This window comes from Bacillus sp. FJAT-27231 (assembly GCF_001183975.1).
Taxonomy (GTDB): domain Bacteria; phylum Bacillota; class Bacilli; order Bacillales; family Domibacillaceae; genus Pseudobacillus; species Pseudobacillus wudalianchiensis.
On the sequence record NZ_LFZU01000001.1, the window covers coordinates 3418021 to 3437280 of the forward strand.

23 protein-coding genes are annotated in these 19260 nt (G+C 42.4%); 9 read left to right on the forward strand and 14 right to left on the reverse strand.

The window, feature by feature from the left end; translation table 11 throughout:
- Window positions 1–22 precede the first annotated feature (22 nt).
- The 3 genes from AC623_RS16520 to AC623_RS20810 form a co-directional block, all read right to left on the reverse strand.
- On the reverse strand, window positions 23–439 hold the full coding sequence (locus tag AC623_RS16520) for a GlcG/HbpS family heme-binding protein (RefSeq protein WP_442853578.1): 417 nt from the start codon (window positions 437–439) through the stop codon (window positions 23–25).
- A gap of 68 nt (window positions 440–507) precedes the next feature.
- Complete coding sequence (locus tag AC623_RS21595; RefSeq protein ID WP_156187066.1) at window positions 508–678, reverse strand: hypothetical protein; 171 nt, start codon at window positions 676–678, stop codon at window positions 508–510.
- Between the two features lie 259 nt (window positions 679–937).
- On the reverse strand, window positions 938–1981 hold the full coding sequence (locus AC623_RS20810) for an S-layer homology domain-containing protein (RefSeq protein ID WP_053104162.1): 1044 nt from the start codon (window positions 1979–1981) through the stop codon (window positions 938–940).
- Between the two features lie 249 nt (window positions 1982–2230).
- On the opposite strand from AC623_RS20810, the gene AC623_RS16530 reads away from it, so the two are divergent.
- The 3 genes from AC623_RS16530 to AC623_RS16540 all read left to right on the forward strand — a co-directional run bounded on the left by AC623_RS16530 (window position 2231) and on the right by AC623_RS16540 (window position 4833).
- Window positions 2231–2593 (forward strand): hypothetical protein, encoded by a 363-nt coding sequence (locus AC623_RS16530; protein WP_049664536.1) that lies wholly within the window; start codon window positions 2231–2233, stop codon window positions 2591–2593.
- Between the two features lie 118 nt (window positions 2594–2711).
- Window positions 2712–3404, forward strand: coding sequence for a response regulator transcription factor (locus AC623_RS16535; RefSeq protein ID WP_049664537.1), 693 nt, complete (start codon window positions 2712–2714; stop codon window positions 3402–3404).
- Window positions 3391–4833 carry a HAMP domain-containing sensor histidine kinase gene (locus tag AC623_RS16540; protein WP_082174560.1) on the forward strand — a complete coding sequence of 481 codons (1443 nt, stop codon included), beginning with the start codon at window positions 3391–3393 and terminating at the stop codon, window positions 4831–4833. The genes AC623_RS16535 and AC623_RS16540 overlap by 14 nt, the downstream gene beginning before the upstream one ends.
- Window positions 4834–4927: 94 nt before the next feature.
- Here AC623_RS16540 and AC623_RS21220 read toward each other — a convergent pair whose 3' ends face one another.
- The 9 genes from AC623_RS21220 to AC623_RS16575 all read right to left on the reverse strand — a co-directional run bounded on the left by AC623_RS21220 (window position 4928) and on the right by AC623_RS16575 (window position 11416).
- Window positions 4928–5086, reverse strand: a complete 159-nt coding sequence (locus tag AC623_RS21220; RefSeq protein ID WP_082174458.1) for a DUF1540 domain-containing protein — start codon at window positions 5084–5086, stop codon at window positions 4928–4930.
- Between the two features lie 137 nt (window positions 5087–5223).
- Entirely contained in the window at window positions 5224–5388 is a 165-nt protein-coding gene (locus AC623_RS21225) for a DUF1540 domain-containing protein (RefSeq protein WP_065409836.1), read from the reverse strand.
- 17 nt (window positions 5389–5405) lie between these two features.
- Window positions 5406–6230: a manganese catalase family protein gene (locus tag AC623_RS16545; protein WP_049664540.1), complete on the reverse strand. Its 825-nt coding sequence runs from the start codon at window positions 6228–6230 to the stop codon at window positions 5406–5408.
- A gap of 132 nt (window positions 6231–6362) precedes the next feature.
- Window positions 6363–7325, reverse strand: a complete 963-nt coding sequence (locus tag AC623_RS16550) for a siderophore ABC transporter substrate-binding protein (RefSeq protein WP_049664542.1) — start codon at window positions 7323–7325, stop codon at window positions 6363–6365.
- 22 nt (window positions 7326–7347) lie between these two features.
- Window positions 7348–8106: an iron ABC transporter ATP-binding protein gene (locus tag AC623_RS16555; protein ID WP_049664543.1), complete on the reverse strand. Its 759-nt coding sequence runs from the start codon at window positions 8104–8106 to the stop codon at window positions 7348–7350.
- Window positions 8100–9050: an iron chelate uptake ABC transporter family permease subunit gene (locus AC623_RS16560; RefSeq protein WP_049664545.1), complete on the reverse strand. Its 951-nt coding sequence runs from the start codon at window positions 9048–9050 to the stop codon at window positions 8100–8102. The genes AC623_RS16555 and AC623_RS16560 overlap by 7 nt, the downstream gene beginning before the upstream one ends.
- Complete coding sequence (locus AC623_RS16565) at window positions 9043–9993, reverse strand: ABC transporter permease (RefSeq protein ID WP_049664547.1); 951 nt, start codon at window positions 9991–9993, stop codon at window positions 9043–9045. Before AC623_RS16565 ends, AC623_RS16560 begins: the two co-directional genes overlap by 8 nt.
- 179 nt (window positions 9994–10172) lie before the next feature.
- The gene (locus AC623_RS16570) at window positions 10173–10610 is read right to left on the reverse strand and encodes a MarR family winged helix-turn-helix transcriptional regulator (protein ID WP_049664552.1); all 438 of its coding nucleotides are present in this window, start codon (window positions 10608–10610) and stop codon (window positions 10173–10175) included.
- A 290-nt stretch (window positions 10611–10900) separates the two neighbouring features.
- A complete protein-coding gene (locus AC623_RS16575; protein ID WP_049664554.1) occupies window positions 10901–11416 on the reverse strand; it encodes a DUF3231 family protein in 516 nt (171 codons plus the stop codon).
- Window positions 11417–11557: 141 nt separating this feature from the next.
- Here AC623_RS16575 and AC623_RS16580 point away from each other — a divergent pair, with 141 nt between their 5' ends.
- The gene (locus tag AC623_RS16580; RefSeq protein WP_049664557.1) at window positions 11558–13714 is read left to right on the forward strand and encodes an MMPL family transporter; all 2157 of its coding nucleotides are present in this window, start codon (window positions 11558–11560) and stop codon (window positions 13712–13714) included.
- A 122-nt stretch (window positions 13715–13836) separates the two neighbouring features.
- Here the strand turns inward: AC623_RS16580 and AC623_RS16585 are convergent, their stop codons facing one another.
- Both AC623_RS16585 and AC623_RS16590 read right to left on the reverse strand, forming a co-directional pair.
- A complete protein-coding gene (locus tag AC623_RS16585; RefSeq protein WP_231603535.1) occupies window positions 13837–15066 on the reverse strand; it encodes a DEAD/DEAH box helicase in 1230 nt (409 codons plus the stop codon).
- A gap of 59 nt (window positions 15067–15125) precedes the next feature.
- The gene (locus AC623_RS16590) at window positions 15126–15755 is read right to left on the reverse strand and encodes a spore coat protein (protein WP_082174459.1); all 630 of its coding nucleotides are present in this window, start codon (window positions 15753–15755) and stop codon (window positions 15126–15128) included.
- Between the two features lie 131 nt (window positions 15756–15886).
- Between AC623_RS16590 and AC623_RS16595 the strand changes: the two genes are divergently transcribed.
- The 5 genes from AC623_RS16595 to AC623_RS16615 all read left to right on the forward strand — a co-directional run bounded on the left by AC623_RS16595 (window position 15887) and on the right by AC623_RS16615 (window position 19207).
- Window positions 15887–16375: a spore coat protein gene (locus AC623_RS16595; RefSeq protein ID WP_049664560.1), complete on the forward strand. Its 489-nt coding sequence runs from the start codon at window positions 15887–15889 to the stop codon at window positions 16373–16375.
- A 130-nt stretch (window positions 16376–16505) separates the two neighbouring features.
- Window positions 16506–16961 carry a YndM family protein gene (locus tag AC623_RS16600; RefSeq protein ID WP_049664562.1) on the forward strand — a complete coding sequence of 152 codons (456 nt, stop codon included), beginning with the start codon at window positions 16506–16508 and terminating at the stop codon, window positions 16959–16961.
- A gap of 252 nt (window positions 16962–17213) precedes the next feature.
- Window positions 17214–17963, forward strand: coding sequence for an SDR family NAD(P)-dependent oxidoreductase (locus AC623_RS16605; RefSeq protein WP_049664566.1), 750 nt, complete (start codon window positions 17214–17216; stop codon window positions 17961–17963).
- Between the two features lie 14 nt (window positions 17964–17977).
- Window positions 17978–18712, forward strand: coding sequence for an SDR family NAD(P)-dependent oxidoreductase (locus tag AC623_RS16610; RefSeq protein WP_049664569.1), 735 nt, complete (start codon window positions 17978–17980; stop codon window positions 18710–18712).
- 81 nt (window positions 18713–18793) lie between these two features.
- A complete protein-coding gene (locus tag AC623_RS16615) occupies window positions 18794–19207 on the forward strand; it encodes a MarR family winged helix-turn-helix transcriptional regulator (protein WP_049664571.1) in 414 nt (137 codons plus the stop codon).
- Window positions 19208–19260: the final 53 nt, after the last annotated feature.

A 19260-nucleotide genomic window follows, 5' to 3' on the forward strand; every position in this document is an offset into this window, starting at 1 on the left:
TTCCTTCCTCCAAAATTCTGCTTTATTCGTTTATTAAGCTGAGTGCCGCTTCACAGCAGGCTTGGTCCTGATCGGTCGAACCGCCGCTTACGCCGATTCCGCCTGCTAAATCATTTCCGCAGCGTATCGGATAACCGCCGCCAAATACCGTCAGCCGTTTCGTATGCACGATGCCGGTTTTTAATGCCGGCTTATCTTTAATCACATCATACCATTCATGAGTAGGCCTTCCAAATGCAGCTGCCGTATAAGCTTTATCCTGGGCAATATCGATGCTTAACAATGGAGCTTGATCCATTCTTGAAAAAGCAAGCAAGTTACCGCCTGCATCCATAATCGCTACGTTAATCGCAATCCCCAGCTCTGCTGCTTTCTCCTTAGCCGCCTGGATCATCCGCTCAGCTAAATCACTAGAAACCGTCTTTTTTTCAATAAACATGGTCATGTTTATTCTCTCCTTTCTATAATTAAAGGGAAATTAAGAAAAGACGGCACACCGGCCGCCTTTTACCTGCTATGTACGTTCTCTTTGTACATTTCCTGCATTCTTTCTTTAATTATGTGCATAACTTTTTCAACCTTACTGTCATCCCGATAAGCTTCTTCATAAGCTTCTTGCATCAGCAACAATAACTGTTTCTGTTCTTGCACTTTCATTCCTTTACCTCGATTATCCACTAGATTTCTTTCTCAATGAAACAAATTTATCATACTATAAAATTGCGAATCTTCCAAGATAAAAGCAAATTATTCCCTTTTATGTCACCTTCCTATAAAGAAAGCCGAATAGTGACGGCACCCGGCTTTCTTTGTCTAATCTTTGCATGATTATCTGTTATCGTACGTTTTTTGTTCACGCTTACCTGATGTTGTCCATCATTCTATAAGCTTTACCGACGCTCACTGGATGTTGTTCACCTTTCAAAGCTAGCGGCCATTATCGTTTTACAAACATCTGTGTATAATAAATACCGTAATCGCCGCCCTCGGCAATCCCAATTCCCATTTCTGCATAGTTTGCACTTAAAATGTTAGCACGATGGCCTGGACTGTTCATCCATCCTTTCATAACAGCCTCTGCTGTACTGTAACCAGCAGCGATATTTTCACCGGCATATGTAAAGCCAATGCCATACCGATCCATCATATCAAATGGACTGCCATACGTTGGAGAAGTATGATCAAAGTAATTCTTCTTCGCCATATCTTCCGATTTCAGCTGTGCCACCTTCGCTACATCATCAGCATACTTTAGCGGTTTCACTCCGGCTTTTGACCGCTCTTGGTTAACAAGGCTCAGAATTTGCTGCGCTACCTCTGCATGGGCATCGGACAGCGTATCTTTAGCAGGCGGCTGCGGCGTTGTTACTTCCTGATCATGCTTAAGAATATTGCTAATAAAGACAGCAAGCTGTCCTCTCGTTACCTTTCCATTTGGTGAAAAGGTCGTTGCCGTTGTACCCGATGTGATACCGGCGCCAGCCAGTGTTCCAATGTATTCAGCTGCCCAATGATTTTCCGGTACATCCGTAAAGCTTGGCCCTTTCGCTCTCGGCAAGTTAAAGGCCGTTACCATGATTTTAGCTAATTCTGCTCTCGTAAGCGGGCGGTTCGGATGGAAATAATCCGCCTTTGAGAATATTCCCCGCTCTGTGAGCGCCACAATGTACGAATAGCCGGCTGTGCCAGAAGCTGAAACATCCTGAAACTTCATTGTACTTGTCTGTTTAGGATTGATCTTTAATGCCCGTCCAATAAAAATGGCGCTCTGTGCCCTAGTCACAGGTTCCTGCGCTCGAAATGTCCCGTCTTTAAAGCCTGTGATAATTCCTTGACTTGCCATTTTCTCAATTTGCGGATATGCCCAGTATTTATCAGAAATATCATGGAACGAAGTGGCTGCATCCGCTGGAGAAGCCCAGATACCGCCTGAAAGAATTAATGCTGCGGCTGCTGTTCCCATTTTTTTTGATAGTTTCATAGATTTCCACCTCTGCTAAATAAATGATTACTTGTAACCTGCCTCATTATATCAATTAGCTAAACCAATCTCATCGCCTGATTGACCTATATGAATAGAGAAAAATGCCTTTATAAAACTACTTTTCTCTTATTTAAATAAAATAAACCTAGAAATTTCCCATTTGACATGTTGTTGACACATTCCTCCTTTATATTAGAACTATCAAATCGTTATTGAAGTCTTTCTGTACATAGGAGGAATAGATAGATGAAGAAAAAAACGATGTCGTATGTGATGAGCGGCGCGCTCTCCATCAGCATTTTAGGATCAACTCCTTCACTAACAGCAGCGGGCCCAGCTACAACGAAGGCTGAAGCCGCTTCTTATAAATACCGGGACGGACAACAAATAAAGGGAATCAGAGATTTCTCTGATGTCATCCGTGAACAAGCAGCATCCTTTGGAATTGATCCTGCCAACAAAGATATTGAAACACTTGCCAGAGAAGTGCGGGAAGCAAAAGTACAACAGCAGGCAGCATCCTTTGGGATCAACACATCGAATAAAGATTTCCAAACTCTGAAACAAGAAATCCGTAACGCCCAGCAATCATTGAATGCTAAGCGTTAATTCGGTTTCTTCTCTTTTAAGCTGTCAATTGGCAGCTTATTTGTTTTTTTCTTATAATGAAGAAAAAATAGATCGAACTGTATGAAAACGGGATGATTAGAAAATGAGGTGAAGTAGGGTGACAGCTGCTATACTGCTCGCAGAGGATGAACTGGCCATTAGCCAGGTGTTAAAAGCTTATTTAACGAAAGCTGGCTTTCACGTTATGCAAGCCTTTGATGGACAACAAGCAATCGATTTATTCCATTCTGAACCGACTGACCTTGTACTGCTCGACGTTATGATGCCTAAAGCAGATGGTTGGACTGTTTTAAAAGAAATTCGGCAAACAAGCTCATGCCCGGTCATTATGCTCACAGCACTGGGAGACGTGAACTATCGGTTAGAAGGGTTAAATAATGGAGCAGATGATTATATTACGAAGCCATTTAACGGCGAAGAAGTCGTAGCGCGAGTACGGGCTGTCCTTAGGCGTTCAGGCAATGAAGCTCCTTCTTCAGCCATTAAACAATATGGAAGCTTAGCCATTGATAGCTCCGCGCATCGAGTGACATTAAAAGGAATTAACCTAGCTTTAACACCACGCGATTTATCGGTGTTATTATTTCTCGCTTCCCAGCCAAATAGAACATTCACACGTGAACAGCTGATCGAGCATGTTTGGGGCCATGATTACGATGGCAGCGACCGTGCCGTTGATTTATCCATTAAACGGCTGCGTAAATCGTTAAAAAATTGGCCAGAAACAGAAGGTGAAATCAAAACATTACGGGGATTGGGGTATCAATTTTGTGTTTATGAAAACAACTAGAAGAATCTCTTTGCTGCGCTATTGGACAACGCGTTATGTTGCGGCTCTTTGCCTTGGCCTCTTCATTGCAGCCATTCTGACTGTTATTTGGCTGCAGCATACGATGCTGAACAATCGACTGGAAGTATCAGAATTTATCGCAGAGGAACTAGCTAATCGGATTGCCGGCAGCCAAGAAGAAAAAAACGTCTCTCCAACGATTGATGAAGATATGCTGAAAAGCCGTGAGCTCTTTTTACAGTCCGAACATCCTCCTGCTATTTTTATTACAGATCCAAAAGGACGAGTTCTTTCAGCTAATCAGTCGACTTCTGGTATCGAAACGAGTTCCTTCGCTCCTTCTCTTTTACAGAAAAAAGGAGACGTATTAAAGCTTTCTCCCGAACTGGCGAACGGATCACGCACATGGATGATTAAAAAGCCTATTAAGGTGGATGATATTATATTCGGCTGGGTCGTTATGCTGCAGCCCGAAAATGAACTGGAAAATGTAACAGAGGAATATCGGCTGTTGACTGGGCTCATTATCAGCCTAGGCTTATTTGGCTGGGCAGCGATTTATATTTTATCACGCCGGCTTGCTACTCCGATTAGCCAAGTAGCAAAAGCTGCAAAGCAAATTCAAGAAGGCAATTATCAAGTGCGCCTGCCGGAACAAATTAAAGAACAAGAAGTATATGATCTTGTTCATTCCTTTAAAGAAATGGCTCAAAAGCTGCAACAGCTGGAATCTTTACGAGCTGAACTATTAGCAGGGGTTACTCATGAATTAAAAACACCGGTCACTTCTATTAGCGGTCTTTTACAAGCGGTAAGAGATGGTGTAGTAACAGGAGATGAAGCACAGAACTTTATTGATATCTCTTTGAAAGAGACGACAAAAATGCAAAAAATGGTGAACGATTTACTGGAATTTAATTCTTTTTCAGCGAATGCCTTGCCTGTAGCCGTTGAAAAACATCCAGTGAATGAACTGCTTTCTGAAATTGTCCATCAGTGGCATTTGGGGCAAGAGACGGAAGAAATTACGATTTCCTTCTCTCCTTTACCAACGAATCGTTCTATAACGACCGATGCTGTGCGTTTGCAGCAAATCATTGTCAATTTGTTAAACAATGCCCGCCACGCTGTTGATTCTGACGGCAAAATCGAGGTCTCTCTATCAGAACAAGAAGACGGATTTCTATCTATTGAAGTAAAAGACAACGGCAGTGGCGTTCCACCGGCTGAGCAGGCACTCATTTTTGAACGTTTTTACCGCGGAGAACAGAAAAAATACAAAGTCCGTGGCCTAGGCCTCGGCCTGCCTTATAGTAAGCTGCTCGCTCAGGCATTAAATGGAGAGCTTATATTGAAAGATAGTTCCTCATTCGGCACAACCTTTCAAATTTTGCTGCCGTTATCGAAGGCAGCAATCCTCGGTGAATAAAACAAGGAGTTCGGATCATATACATGCCGATTTCGCTAATCAAATAGCCAATCTAAATAATAAGGCTGACTCTTTCTAGAGTCAGCCTTATTATTTAGTATCCTTCCGGCTCAAATGTCTTACAGTCCGTCTCTTTCGTGTTAGTGGCCTGATTTCCTTTGTGGCTGACCACGTAAATCTGGTCGGCTGAACACTTGTTTCCTTGCGCCCAATAAGTACAGTTGTTTACTTCACACAATACGTCTTTCGCCAAGCTCCACACCCCCTCCTTTTTATAGTTAACAAAAAAGGGGAAGCCATGCACTCCTTATTTTGGACGGAAGGCTGACGTTTCCACGGTAGTTAACAGCACAACTAAAAAGGCTTGCCGCAATCGACAAGCCTTCTTTCTTATTCCCGCTTAAATGTCTGACAGTCGGTTTCTTCTACGCTGGATGCCTTGTGACCTTGTTGGCTGACGACGAGGATTTCATTAGCAGAGCATCTGTTTCCTTTTTCCCAATAGACACAGTTGTTCACTTCACATAATACACCATCTAAAATGTGTTTTCCCATGATAATTCCTCCTTTTATTATTGTGGGTCATGTGGCGGTGTGCTGTGCATGTATGGAGGAGCAGGTTCTAGCACCGGCTTTTCGCCATAGATAACCGGCATTTCCTCATATTCAAACTTTTTGCCATCCGGTGCTGTTCCTTCTGCCCACATTCCTTTGGCACTGTCCTCACCTTCCGAGAAATTGTAGAGCTTATGAGAGAACTCGGTTGCCTCGTATTCGGCAGGTACGGTAGAAGGAACGATGACGCCTTCTTTTTCCTCCAATTCTTTAATCGCAGCGATCCATTGATTTTGATGCATCGTGTCCCGTGCTAACAAGAAAGATAACATGTCTTTGACGCCGCGGTCGTCTGTCATTTCATAGAGACGCGCCACTTGCAGTCTTCCTTGTGATTCCGCATTTAAATTAGCACGGAAATCGGCTAACAGATTGCCGCTCGCTACAATATATCCGGCGCTCCACGGCACGCCTGTACTGTTTTCCGGCATAGCACCAAGACCAGATACGATGGCGTGATGCGGGTTCATGCCTCCCATAATAGCGCCGATCACTGGATCTTTTGCTGCATTTTCCTGCTCATTCACAGGTGCTTTATCAAGCAGACGCGCAATCATCGTCGCAATCATTTCCACATGTCCAAGCTCTTCTGTTCCGGTATCTAAAATTAAATCTTTATACTTCTCATTGCCTCTTGTGTTCCAGCCTTGAAATAAATACTGCATAGCCACTGAAATTTCACCAAATTGCCCGCCGAGAATTTCTTGCAGCTGCTTGGCGTAAACGGGATCTGGCTTATCTGGTTTTGCGTGGAATTGAAGTTCTTTCTTATGGAAAAACATACACTGCCACCTTTGCTGTTTTAGTTAATGAACCAGATTCGTTTGGTTAGGATGAAGATAGTATGTTATTCCACGTCTGCCTTTTTTTAAACAAAAAATCCCCTGGCATCATAGTGCCAGGGATAAATTGGTTTACTTCAATGCTGACTGTACTTCTTTGACCATGGCAGAAACAGATTCTAATCCGCCGCCGGATAAGTACCAATAGCCAGGATCAAGATAAACAATATGGCCGTCTTTATAAGCCTTTGTATTTTTCACCAAATCATTTTCAATCACTTGCTTAGCAGATGAACCGCCTCCCTCTGCTACAACAGCACCGCGGTCAATAACGAATAAGTAGTCAGGGTCTTTTTCCACGATGTATTCAAAGGAAATGCTTTGACCGTGAGTAGAGACTTCAATGCCCTTATCAACCGGAGTAATACCAAATACGTCATGAATCACACCGAAGCGGGAGCCTGGTCCATAAGCACTGACTTTTCCATCGTTCGCTAATACGACTAGGGCTGTTTTGTTTTCTTTCGAAGCTTGCTTTTTTAGCTTGCCGATTTCATCTTCTACGTTTGCCAATTCTGTTTGCACTTCATCTTCTTTGCCGAAGATTTCACCTAACACCTTCGTATTCTTTTCAAATGAATTCATAAAGTCAGCTGGAGCAACACCTAAGTAAATAGTTGGAGCAATTTCAGCAAATTGGTCATACAACTCAGCTTGGCGGGCAGAAATAATAATCAAGTCAGGAGACAGTTCATTTACTTTTTCGAAATCAGGCTCTTTTAAGCTGCCAACGTTCTCGTACTTGTCCTCTTCATACTTAGACAAATATTTAGGAATGTTTTGCTTCGGGAGGCCCGTTACTTCAACTCCCAGCTTATCAAGTGTGTCTAGTGAACCAAAATCAAATACAACGACTTTCTCTGGATTTTTCTTTACTTTCGTTTCACCTAATTCATGTTTAACTGTTACTTCTTCTGTTTCTTTTTTCGGCTCACTGCTTGTTTTATTCTCTTCTTTTTCAGCGTTTGAACTGCAAGCCGCTATAACGATAGCCAGCAGCGCTGTAATCATTAGCAAAGATAATTTTTTCCACATCTTTTCTCTTCTCCTCTTTCCTTCACTTAAAATAGACACAAATTTTTTCATTATCGACTGTTTCAATCTTCATATCAATTTCATAAATATCCCGTAAAACACTTCGTTCCATCATCTCATCCACGGTGCCTTCTTTGGCCACCTTGCCATCTTTTAAAGCCACGATATAATCCGAATAGCACGATGCAAAGTTAATGTCATGAATGACGATGACGACCGTTTTGCCAAGCTCATTTGTCAGCCGGCGCAGCACCTTCATAATCTGGACGGAATGCTTCATGTCCAGATTATTAAGCGGTTCATCCAATAACACATATTCCGTGTCCTGAGCAATGACCATTGCAATAAATGCCCGCTGGCGCTGTCCCCCGCTCAGCTGGTCGATGTATTTGTTCTGAATTTCTTCCAGCTCCATATAGTGAATCGCTTCGTCTACATGCTTCCAGTCTTCTCTTGTCAATTTCCCCTGTGAATAAGGAAACCGCCCGAACGAAACGAGTTCACGAATGGTCAATCGGAGATTTAAATGATTCGTTTGTTTTAAAATGGCCACTTTTTTTGCCAGTTCTTTGCTTTTGGCCTGTTTTACATTTTGCCCGTCAATTAGAATCTCGCCCTCATCCTTCGTAATGAGGCGGCTGATCATCGACAACAGTGTACTCTTTCCTGCACCATTTGGTCCGATAAAAGAAGTGATTTTCCCTTTTGGAATCGAGACGGAGACATGATCAATGACAGCTTTGCTTCCATATCGTTTTGATACATTGTTCACTTCTACCATTTTTTATTCTCCTTTAACAGTAAGTAAATAAAGTACACACCGCCGACAAAATTAATAATCACGCTTAATGTCGTGCTAAAAGTGAATACCCGTTCTACGATCAACTGACCTCCAACAAGCGCGATAATACTCATAAGGATGGAACCTGCCAACAAGTATGAATGCCGGAACGTCCGAAACATCTGATAGGTGACATTCACAACGAGCAGTCCAAGAAATGTAATCGGACCAACAAGCGCTGTCGATACTGAAATCAAGATGGCCACTACCATTAGCAATCGCTTTACCGTATAGTCATAATCCACTCCGAGATTAATGGCGTGTTCTTTTCCAAGTGACAAAACGTCCAGATACTTCATAAATCGGATAAAGTATAGCGATGTTAAAACGAGCACAATAACAGCAAGCGTCAGGACATCTGTCTGAACGTTATTAAAGCTTGCGAACATCCGGTCTTGAACGACTTGGAATTCGTTCGGATCAATCAGCACTTGCATAAAGGAAGTGAAGCTTTGAAAGAACGTGCCAAAAATTAAGCCCACTAGCAAAAGAAAATAAATGTTTTCGCCTTCACGTTTAAATAGGATTTTGTATAGAATGCCAGCGAAAACCACCATTAAGGCAACCGAAACGACAAAATTCAATTGCTTGTTCATCCACGTTAAATTCGTGGAGCCGAAAGCGAAGATTAACACTGTCTGTATGAGCATATAAAGCGAATCCAGCCCTAAAATACTTGGTGTTAAAATCCGGTTATTCGTGATCGTCTGGAAAACCAATGTGGAAAACGCAATAGCCGTTCCTGTTAATACAATTGCAAAGATTTTCATCCCTCTTTTTGGCAAAGCGTAATCCCAATTGTTTCCGAGACCAATAAATAGAAACGCCACGATTAATAGAACAGCAGCCGCCGACAGGATCAGTAACTTTTTCTTATCACTCATAAGCTCTTCTCCTCATCAGCAAGTATAGAAAAATGCCGCTCCCAATGACACCAACAGTCAGTCCAATCGGGATTTCATACGGATAAATAATCACTCGCCCCAGAATATCGCAAAATAGGACGAACACAGCTCCAAGCAGCGCCGTATGTGACAAACTCTTTTTTAAATGGTCTCCCTGGTAAATCGAAACAATATTAGGAATAATCAACCCTAAAAAAGGAATCATCCCTACCGTTAATACAACTAACGTTGCCGATAGAGCAACAATCACAAGACCAATGTTGACGACCCGCTTATAATTCAAGCCGAGATTTACAGCAAAATCTTCTCCCATACCGGCCAGTGTAAAGCGTTCCGCATATATGTAAGCAACAACTAAGAGCGGGAGACTAATGTAAAGCAGTTCATATCGTCCCGAGATGATCATAGAAAAATCACCTTGCAGCCAGGCAGCCATATTTTGAATCAAATCATACTTATAAGCGATGAAAGTAGAAATAGATGTCAAAATATTTCCGAACATCAAACCGACAAGCGGGATAAAGATCGTATCTTTAAATTTGATTTTGTCCAAAAGCTTCATAAACAGAAATGTGCCTGCCAATGCAAATACAAAGGCAACGATCATTTTTTCAATTGGGCTGGCGGCTGTAAATAAAATAAGTGAGACTAATATTCCAAGCCGTGCAGAGTCCAATGTACCTGCCGTAGTCGGTGAAACAAATTTATTTCGGCTCAGCTGCTGCATGATTAACCCACTAATACTTAAGCTGACTCCAGCAATGATAATACTGACGAGCCGCGGAATCCGGCTTTTCCAAACAATTTGCGTTTGATCATCTGTCAAATTAAACAATTCCAGCGGAGAAATATGCGTGACTCCAATGAATAAAGACAGGATAGATAAGATGATCAATGCGATGACTAAGTATCTTTTTTTCATGACCATGTCCCTTACTTTACTGTCGCAACAGTAATTTTTAAACTGTTCACCAGAAAAATTCCGATAATGAAATTCATTATCAATAAAGATTGAAAAAATAATCTTCATTGGCTGAAGAAACTTGTTTAAACAAGTATATAATTGGAAACATCATTTTATCATTTCGCCTATTTAAAAAATTATTTTAAATTGACTCGGATTCGATCCAGCACTTGCAGGCAAATCTCTAATTCTTTTTCATCTATCTCGAATGCAGCTTCCTGAATCGTTTGTATAGCTAATGCCGTATACTCCTCTTCCATTTGCTTGCTGCATTCGGTTAGATAAATCAAATTGATTCGTTTGTCGCTCGGATGGGCTTTGCGAACAATCAAGCCTCGCTTAATCATATTATCAATTAGACGTGACACACTAGGCTGGTCTTTCTCATTTATCCGGGCTAATTCATGCTGCGTTTGTCCATCTTTTTCATATAAACGGCTCAGGATTTGCCATTGTTCATGGGTCAATAGAAAACCCTGCTCTTTAAAATGACGGTTGAGCGTGTTTGTCATTAAACGCGAAGCTTGGAACAACTTATAGCCTAATGATTCCTCTAGAAGATATTTATTCTTCATCCGACAGACTCCTTTGACAGCTTTTCGTCTCATAATTTTACAAGTATCTACTTGTTTACACAAGAAGCCCTTGAAAACGAAAGGCTGTTTTCAGGAAAATTAGTCATTTTACGAACACTCGATTGATCTCCCAATAAATATGATGGTTTCCTTTCCTAATGATATTGATTATCATTAACAATGATAGATGATAATGCTTCTCATTGTCAATAGCGAATTGCCTATTTTCCAAAAAAGGAAAAGGCCATCCTATAGTGAATAAACAATCACTTATAAGACAGCCTCTTTTTCTATTCTCCTGTAACAGGTGCACTTTGGTGAAGCGGCGGCGGCATCAGCCAGCCATTGTTTTTATTTAATTGAAGAAAACGTCCGCCAAGAGCCGCTTTCTGATTATGAAATTGCAAAAACATAGCGCCAATGTCTTCACGAATACACTGGCTAGCCATTTGACTGCAAGCGGCTAGACTAGCAGCAATGCTGCCAGACATGATCATAGAAATTTCCTGGTCTTGAAAGCGAGCACCTGGAGGAATGCTGTTTACGTCAGCCTGCGGGCGCTCCATCGGGCCTGGAGGCAGACCAACACCATTCTCTTTCAGCAATGGCTCAAGTTGTGCCGCTTCTGACTGAGCTTGCCGAATAGCCTCTTCTATCAGTTCTCTCAGCTGCTTATCACCTGCATGGTTTAATAACGTTTGATGAGTACCGATTGCCCCATTCGCTGCAAGCAGAGCTGTCCATACACCGTATACTTCTCCGTAATGCATTGGTTCGTTTTTAGGGTTTCCGCTTAAAATTCCCATAATAACCTCCTCGGCTATATCTTTGATTCGTGTAACTCCTACACGCATTTATAGTTTTGTCCCTGTTCCTCTTTTTCATTCCAAAACAAAGCACGGTGTCGTATGATTATAGGTGTGAAAGACAAAAGGAGGACATTCGTTATGAGGAACATCCCTTCCTTCCTCGTCCGTTTTCATAAACCCCTTTTAATTTTGTGGCTTGCTGCCGCAGTTATTATGGGGGCCTTCGCTCTAAAGCTTCCTTCTATGCTTGAAGGCGATGGTTTCCGGATGGATGGGGAATATGAACAAGTTCAAAAAGAATTAACTCACACCTTCAACTTCCCTGAATCGACTATTATGGTGTTGTTTGAAAAAGGAAAAAACGAGTCACAAGCAGCCTTTAAAGACAAAATCGGCAAAACACTCAATGAAATAGAAGAATTAGACGTCTCATCAGCCATTGAATCACCATTGAATGATCCGTCACTTTTGAGAAAAAATGACGCTTATGCGATGGTACATATCGATAACAAAGTGGAAGAGATGTCCGGTATTATTAAGGATATTAAAAATCAAATTAAAGACAAAAAGGGCATTGCGTTAACTGGTGCACCTATTATTTCTGAAGACATTAATAAAGCAAGCCAAGATGACTTGAAACGAGCAGAGCTTATTGGTCTTCCGGTCGCCCTTCTCGTTCTTTTATTTGCATTCGGTACTGTCACGGCTTCTTTGCTGCCGCTTATCGTTGGCGGCATTACGATTGTCATTGGTTTCGGATTGCTGACCTTTATCGGCAAAGAGGTAGATTTAGCGATCTTTATTTTAAATATCGCCCCGATGGTTGGTCTTGCCCTTTCTATTGATTTTTCGCTTTTATTCATCAATCGGTATAAAGAAGAGTTTCAAAAACAGCCAAAAGCGGCGGCTCTTATTACGACGATTAACACAGCCGGACATTCTATTCTCTTCTCAGCTGTTTGTGTCTTCATCGGTCTAGGCTCCATGATGCTTATTGATGTTGATATTTTCAAAAATGTCGCGATTGGCGGCATGGTCGTTATTGCCATTGCAGTACTCGGATCACTTACACTGCTCCCGGCTCTCTTATATGTGCTTGATGAGCGAATTTATAAATGGCGTATCCTGCGCACAGACAAAGATAACAGCAGCCGGTGGCGGGCTTTTGCTTCTGCGGTCATGAAGCGTCCGATCTTCATTACTATTGTGGCAATGGCTATTTTAATCGCCGGAGTCATTCCAGTGCAAAACATGAAATTATCCATCCCGACAGCTAATTCTCTTCCTAAAGACTTTGATTCGCGTATAGCTTATGAAAAGATTGAGCAGAAATTTATGGGAGAAAACAAAAGTACCATTTACGCGATTGCTGAACGGAAGGATGGCTGGCTCAACGAAGCAGGCTTGAAGCAAATGAGGGAATTAGAAGACTCTTTCCGCTCTGAAAAGCACGTGAACAAGGTCGATACCCTCTTTTCCGTTACTAATATAGCCGATCCTCAACAACTAGCAGCGGCTCTTCAGCAGCCACAAATGAAAAAGCAATTAAAGCCGGCTGTTGATCCGTTTGTTCAAGGAAATAAACTGATGATCCCCATTTACTTAAAAGTAGAGGCTAACTCAGATGCTGCGCAAACGTTAGCTCGCGATTGGAGCGAGAAACATTGGCCGGTTAAGATTCAATTTGGCGGCCACCCGAAGTTCAACCAGGAAATTTATGATGAAATCTTTGATAAAATCGGGATCATTCTTGCAATTATTTTACTATCAACCTTTTTTATTCTCATGCTGGCCTTCCGCTCCATTATTATTCCGTTGAAAGCCATCTTAATGAACGTACTAGGACTCACTTCTACGTTCGGAATTCTCGTATGGCTGTTCCAAGGAGGGCATCTCGGACTGCCTGAAATGGACATTTCCTTAATCCTGCCTGTGCTTGTCTTTAGCCTCGTATTCGGACTGAGCATGGATTATGAAGTGTTCTTAATTTCTCGGATTCGGGAGTATTATTTGGCAACAGGGGATAATACCCATTCCACGGCTGAAGGACTGGCGAATACAAGCAAGGTGATTACAGCGGCGGCGTTAATTATGATTGTCATTACAGGCGCTTTTGCCTTTACCGGCGTTGTTCCCGTGAAGCAAATCGGTATCGGCATTGCTCTCGCCATTGCCATTGACGCGACGATTATTCGCCTGCTGCTCGTACCAAGCTTAATGAAACTCCTCGGCGACTGGAACTGGTGGTATCCATTTCGCTCTAAAGCGGCGAAGAAAGCACAAAATTACCAATAAAACAGAGTTAAAATCCGTTTCTTATACTATTAGGCTGGTGGAAGAGGTTTGCCTTTCCTAACGAAGCAAGCATTCGTCAACAGACTAAAAGGGTGTCCATCTTGTTGGACACCCTTTACTTTTTATTTTCGTCTGCTTTTTTTCCTCTGCTGCTGTCTTGCTGATGGCCGGCCTGTTTTCGGACGTTCACTTGGCTTTCGTCTTTTGTTATGTTCGGTGTCTAGAGGAGCCTCTTCAACCACTTTCCGTTCAAGCGAACGGCCAAGCCCTTTTTCAATCATTTGCAAAAAGTCTTTGTCTTTCAAGGCAGCAAATGTATAGGCTTCTCCCTCTTCCCCGGCTCTGCCTGTACGCCCAATCCGGTGAATATAGCTTTCCATATCATGAGGGATGTCATAGTTAAAGACATGAGTTACCCCTTCGACATCCAGTCCTCTTGCTGCTACATCCGTTGCTACAAGTAAATGCAATTCGGCTTCACGAAACCTTTTCATCACACGCTCTCTTTTAGCCTGCGATAAGTCCCCGTGCAATTCATCGATATTATAGCCCTTTGCCTTCAGTTCATCACACAGCTTGCTGACACGGCGTTTTGTCCGGCAGAAAATAATGCCTAAAAAAGGCTGAACTTCATTTATCACAGTGCACAGCGCCTGTTGTTTGCGGCGATCAGTTGTTTCAATAACGAACTGTTTCGTCTGCTCCACTGTTACTTCTTCGCTCTTTATATGTACAGAGCGCGGATTTCTCATGTATCTTTTGGCAAGCTGGCGGACATCTTTTGGCATAGTTGCTGAAAATAAAGCGGTCTGCCTCGTAAAAGGCGTTTCCCTTATAATAGCTTCCACTTCATCTAAAAAACCAATATGCAGCATTTGATCTGCTTCATCCAGTACGAGCATAGAGACATCGGTCAAGTCCACTGTTCCGCGACGAATATGATCAAGCAGTCTTCCTGGAGTGGCAATCACCACATGCACTTGTTCGTGAAGCCGGCGGATTTGCTGTTCCACATCTTGGCCGCCATAAGCCGCTAATATATGTATGCTGCTCTCCTCCGTCAGTAATCCACGCAATTCTGCTGTTATTTGCAAAGCTAACTCTCTCGTTGGCGTGACGATTAGACCTTGAATTTCATTTTTTTCAATGTTGATCTTTTCAAGCAGCGGCAATAGAAACGCAAATGTCTTGCCTGTTCCTGTTTTAGCCTGAGCGATGACATCTTCTCCGTCTAATAAAAGTGGAATGGCTTCTTTTTGTACAGGAGTAGGAGACTCAATCCCCTTTTCCTTTAGTTTTTCTCCCCACGCGGCGCTAATTCCTAATTCTACAAATTGATTCAAACTGTTCACCTCTTTTTCCATTATACATGAAAGAAGCGCCGTCCTCGTAAAAAGGACGGCGCTCTTTATTAATGAGTGGACATATTGCCCGGTGTACCCGTCGCTGGTGCATATGACTGCATCATTTGCATCATGTCCTGCTCCGCGAATTGCGGCACTTGATAGTAATGATTCTTATTTTGATAAATAGAAAGCTCGTACGCCATCTCAATACAGTTCGGGATCGAATCAGCCAGCACGCGGCGTACAACCGGATTTGTTGATTCAAGAGCGGCCATTGTTTTCATAGAAGCTGCCGACTTCAATGATCCAAGCATAGCACCTGAAATAAATGCGTCATTAATTTCTGATGCAGACTGCATTGGTTTTTTTGGCGCAGTTGATGTTAAACCGTAAACGAAGTCGTTGTCTTGTGTCATGTTATAGACTTGCGTCGGCACAGCCGGATCTTTACCGGACTGGAAACAATCCAATGTTGTGTTATATTCCTGCTGCATGAACTGATATTGACGGTCAAGAATATTGAGCAGCTCCTGATCTTTCACGTGAGAACGAAGCATCATGTATTCATTCATCGTACCTACCGCACCGGATAAGACTTCATGAACATCAAGCACCTCGTGTGCTCCGTGATTCATTTTTGGCGAAACAGCACCTGTATGCATGTTCGTATGAGTCTGTTCATTTTGATTCATCAAAGTAAATCCCTCCTGTAGTTGAGTGGTACGCCGTTAGTATGCGGCTGCCGATTTTTATTTATACAGACAAATTCCAAAATCGATATAGGTGAATATACTAGCAGGACTGCACAAACAGGAGGAGATCTTTTATGAATGAACAACGGCATCTAGCCTGGCATGAAACGATGGAGCTGCATGAATTAACAGCGTTTCAATCAATTGGGCTCATGAAGTTAAAAAAAGCCTTTCCTAGAATTACTGATCCTGAATTAAGAAACATTTATCAACAGAATATTAACAGCCTGACTGGCAATCTTCGCGAATTACTCCAGTTTTACCGAATGACACCGCACGTAGGTCGTGAGGAAGAAATGCGAGAGGATGAAACGCCTTTTTATGCTGGAGATCTTCTTGCTTTTCTAAAAACAGCAGTCCGCAATTTGGCGATCGCTATTACCGAAACGGCTACACCAGCTTTAAGAAACGTACTCGTCAAGCAACTGAACAGTGCGATCCAGGCTCACACCACTATTTTTAATTACATGTATAAAAAAGGCTACTATCCTGCCTACGACTTAAATAGGCTGCTGCAAAACGATGTAGCCCTGGCAAATAGAGCGATCTCTATGAAGATGTAGGTTAGTCTCATCTGGACTGCCCTTTAGAGGTAGTCTTTTTTTTATTTTCACCTTCATAATGAACGGTTTTTTAAGCGGAGAATAATTTTTCGCCTACGAATTAAACTACTTTCATAAGGAGGGTAAGTATATGGAACATGTGAAAGCATTGTTGATCAAATTTGTGATGGTAACAGCAGCCGTATGGGTCATTCTCGGTTTGTTTTACGGCGTTGATTTAGGTGAAATCTTAACGATCAGTACTCTTTTAACTATTGCTGCTTATATTATTGGCGATTTATTTGTCTTGCCGCGTTATGGCAATATGACAGCAGCTGTCGTTGATTTCGGCTTAGCTTATATCGGTATTTGGATGATTGGGAGCGTCGTCATTAATGAAAACATTTCGCTTGGATGGGCAAGCTTCTCTACAGCATTGGTGATTGCCTCTGCGGAAGTGCTCTTTCACTTTTATATGATGCGCCGCGTGCTGACGCAAGACCAAAACAGAAGTCAAATTCAGCAGAATCCCGCTTTTGCGACTGAGATGGCAGAAGAAACAGACATCCATAGAGAAGATCATGACCAACAGCCGCCAAGGCCTTAGCTTTCGCCTTTGGGACTGACCCCTCATGGTTACTTTGCTCCTCGCTAGTCTTCGCCTCTTGCCAGATCTATGTTTTCATTAGCTTGAGGCATGAAAAATAAACTTTACCTACATTCTCAAACCAGGTGGCTGTAACGGGACCTGGTTTTTTCTTTTTTAGAAGCAATTATCTTGCTTCAATTTTCTTTTTGGTCTATTATTTAATCGTAAAACATTTAGACATCTAAATAGTTTATGAAATGAGGGAAAACGATGAGACTCGAAGGAAAAGTAGCGATTGTAACCGGCGGCGCAGGTGGTATAGGCCGTGGAATTGCACTAGCGATGGCTAAAGAAGGCGCTCACGTGGCCATTGTCGATGTGAATGAAGAAAACGGCAAAAAGACTTTCGAAGAGGTAAATCAATTTACTGAAGGAATGCTCTTTATTAAGGATATCTCTGTAAAAGAGAACATTGAAACTATGGTAAGTGACATTGTCAGCCGCTTCGGTAAAATCGATGTGTTGGTAAACAATGCACACGCTTCCAAAAACGTTCCGTTTACTGAAACAACGATGGAACATTTTGATCTTTCTTTCGATACAGGGTTTTATCCAACCTTCCATTTTATGAAAGCCTGCTATCCTGAATTAAAGAAAACAAAAGGTAAAGTCATCAACTTCGCCTCAGGAGCAGGTCTTGAAGGACAAGTTACGCAAGCTTCCTACGCAGCAGCAAAAGAAGCGATCCGCGCTATTTCACGTGTAGCGGCTAATGAGTGGGGACCGGATGGCATTAACGTCAACCTGATCTCGCCCATTGCCTTAACTCCAGGAGTGGAATATTGGCGTGACCACAATAAAGAAGCTTACGATGAGATGGTTCAAAAAATTCCGCTTCGCCGACTCGGTGATCCTGAGCAGGATATTGGCCGGACAGCCGTATTTTTGGCAAGCGATGACGCGAATTATATGACAGGACAAACGATTATGGTGGACGGCGGTACCGTTAAATTACGTTAATGGAGGAATAAACAATGAAAAGATTAGAAAATAAAGTAGCTATTATTACAGGCGGCGCTTCCGGTATGGGAGAACGTATGGCGCATCTTTTTAGCCAAGAAGGCGCAACTGTGATTGCTGCTGATATTAATGAAGCGGCACTAGAGAAAATCAGCCAATTTGACAACATTCACGGCATGAAGCTGAACGTTGCTTCTGAAGAGGATTGGCAGCACTTATTAAAAGAAGTCAAAGAGCGCTTCGGTAAAATTGATATTCTTGTGAACAACGCCGGCATCTCTTCAGAAAAGCCTGTTGAAGAAGTAAACATTGATGATTGGCAAAAAATGCTGACCATTAATGGATTTGGTCCTTTCCTCGGTATTAAGCATGTTGTGCCTTACATGAAGGAACAACAGAAAGGGGCTATTGTGAACATTTCCTCTTTCACGGCACAAATTGGCATGGGCTTTAATCCTTATTCCGCTTCTAAAGGTTCTGTCCGGGCCATGTCAAGAGCGGCAGCTACTCAATATGGCAGAGCAGGCATTCGCGTGAACGCTGTATTCCCAGGAATTATTGAAACACCGATGACGAAGAACTTGGAAGCAACAAAAGGCTATGTTGAGCAAATGGTAGCGGCTACTCCGCTGCAGCGCTTAGGACAGCCTGAAGACATTGCTAATGCTGTTCTATTCCTCGCTTCTGACGAATCTTCTTACATTACTGGAGCAGAACTCGTTATCGATGGCGGCTTTTCCGCTCAATAACCACCTTCGCCCCTTTTTTCAAAGGGGCTTTTTCTTTTAATGTGATATGATAGGAACAGTACGATAGAAAGCAGGGATTTTATGGAGCATGAGACGATTTTTGATCTGTTGCATACGATGGATCAAGTGACAAATAAACTGATTATTCACTGGAATAAAACCTTTAAAGAAAATCTTGGTATCTCTCATATTCTCGTGCTTAGCCACTTGAGTGAGCATGGAAAAAGCCGTCCTTCTGACATAGCCAAAGCGCTCGGCTTAACGCCTCCTTCTTTAACCCATTTATCTGAAAAGCTCATTCAAAAGAAACTAGCCGTCCGGCTCGCTGATGAAAACGACCGCCGTATCCTTTACCTTGATATTACGGATACTGGACGCGCCATTTTAAAGAAAGCTCATCAAGAAGGGCAATACCTGAGAAGAAAGCTATTTGAGAAATTAACAGCTGAAGAGCGAAAACAGCTGCTAGCTATTTATGAAAAGCTGAACAGTTGAATAAGGCACTGATAAGCTGCAAAGAGCCCCTAGCTAAAATAGCCGGGGGCTTA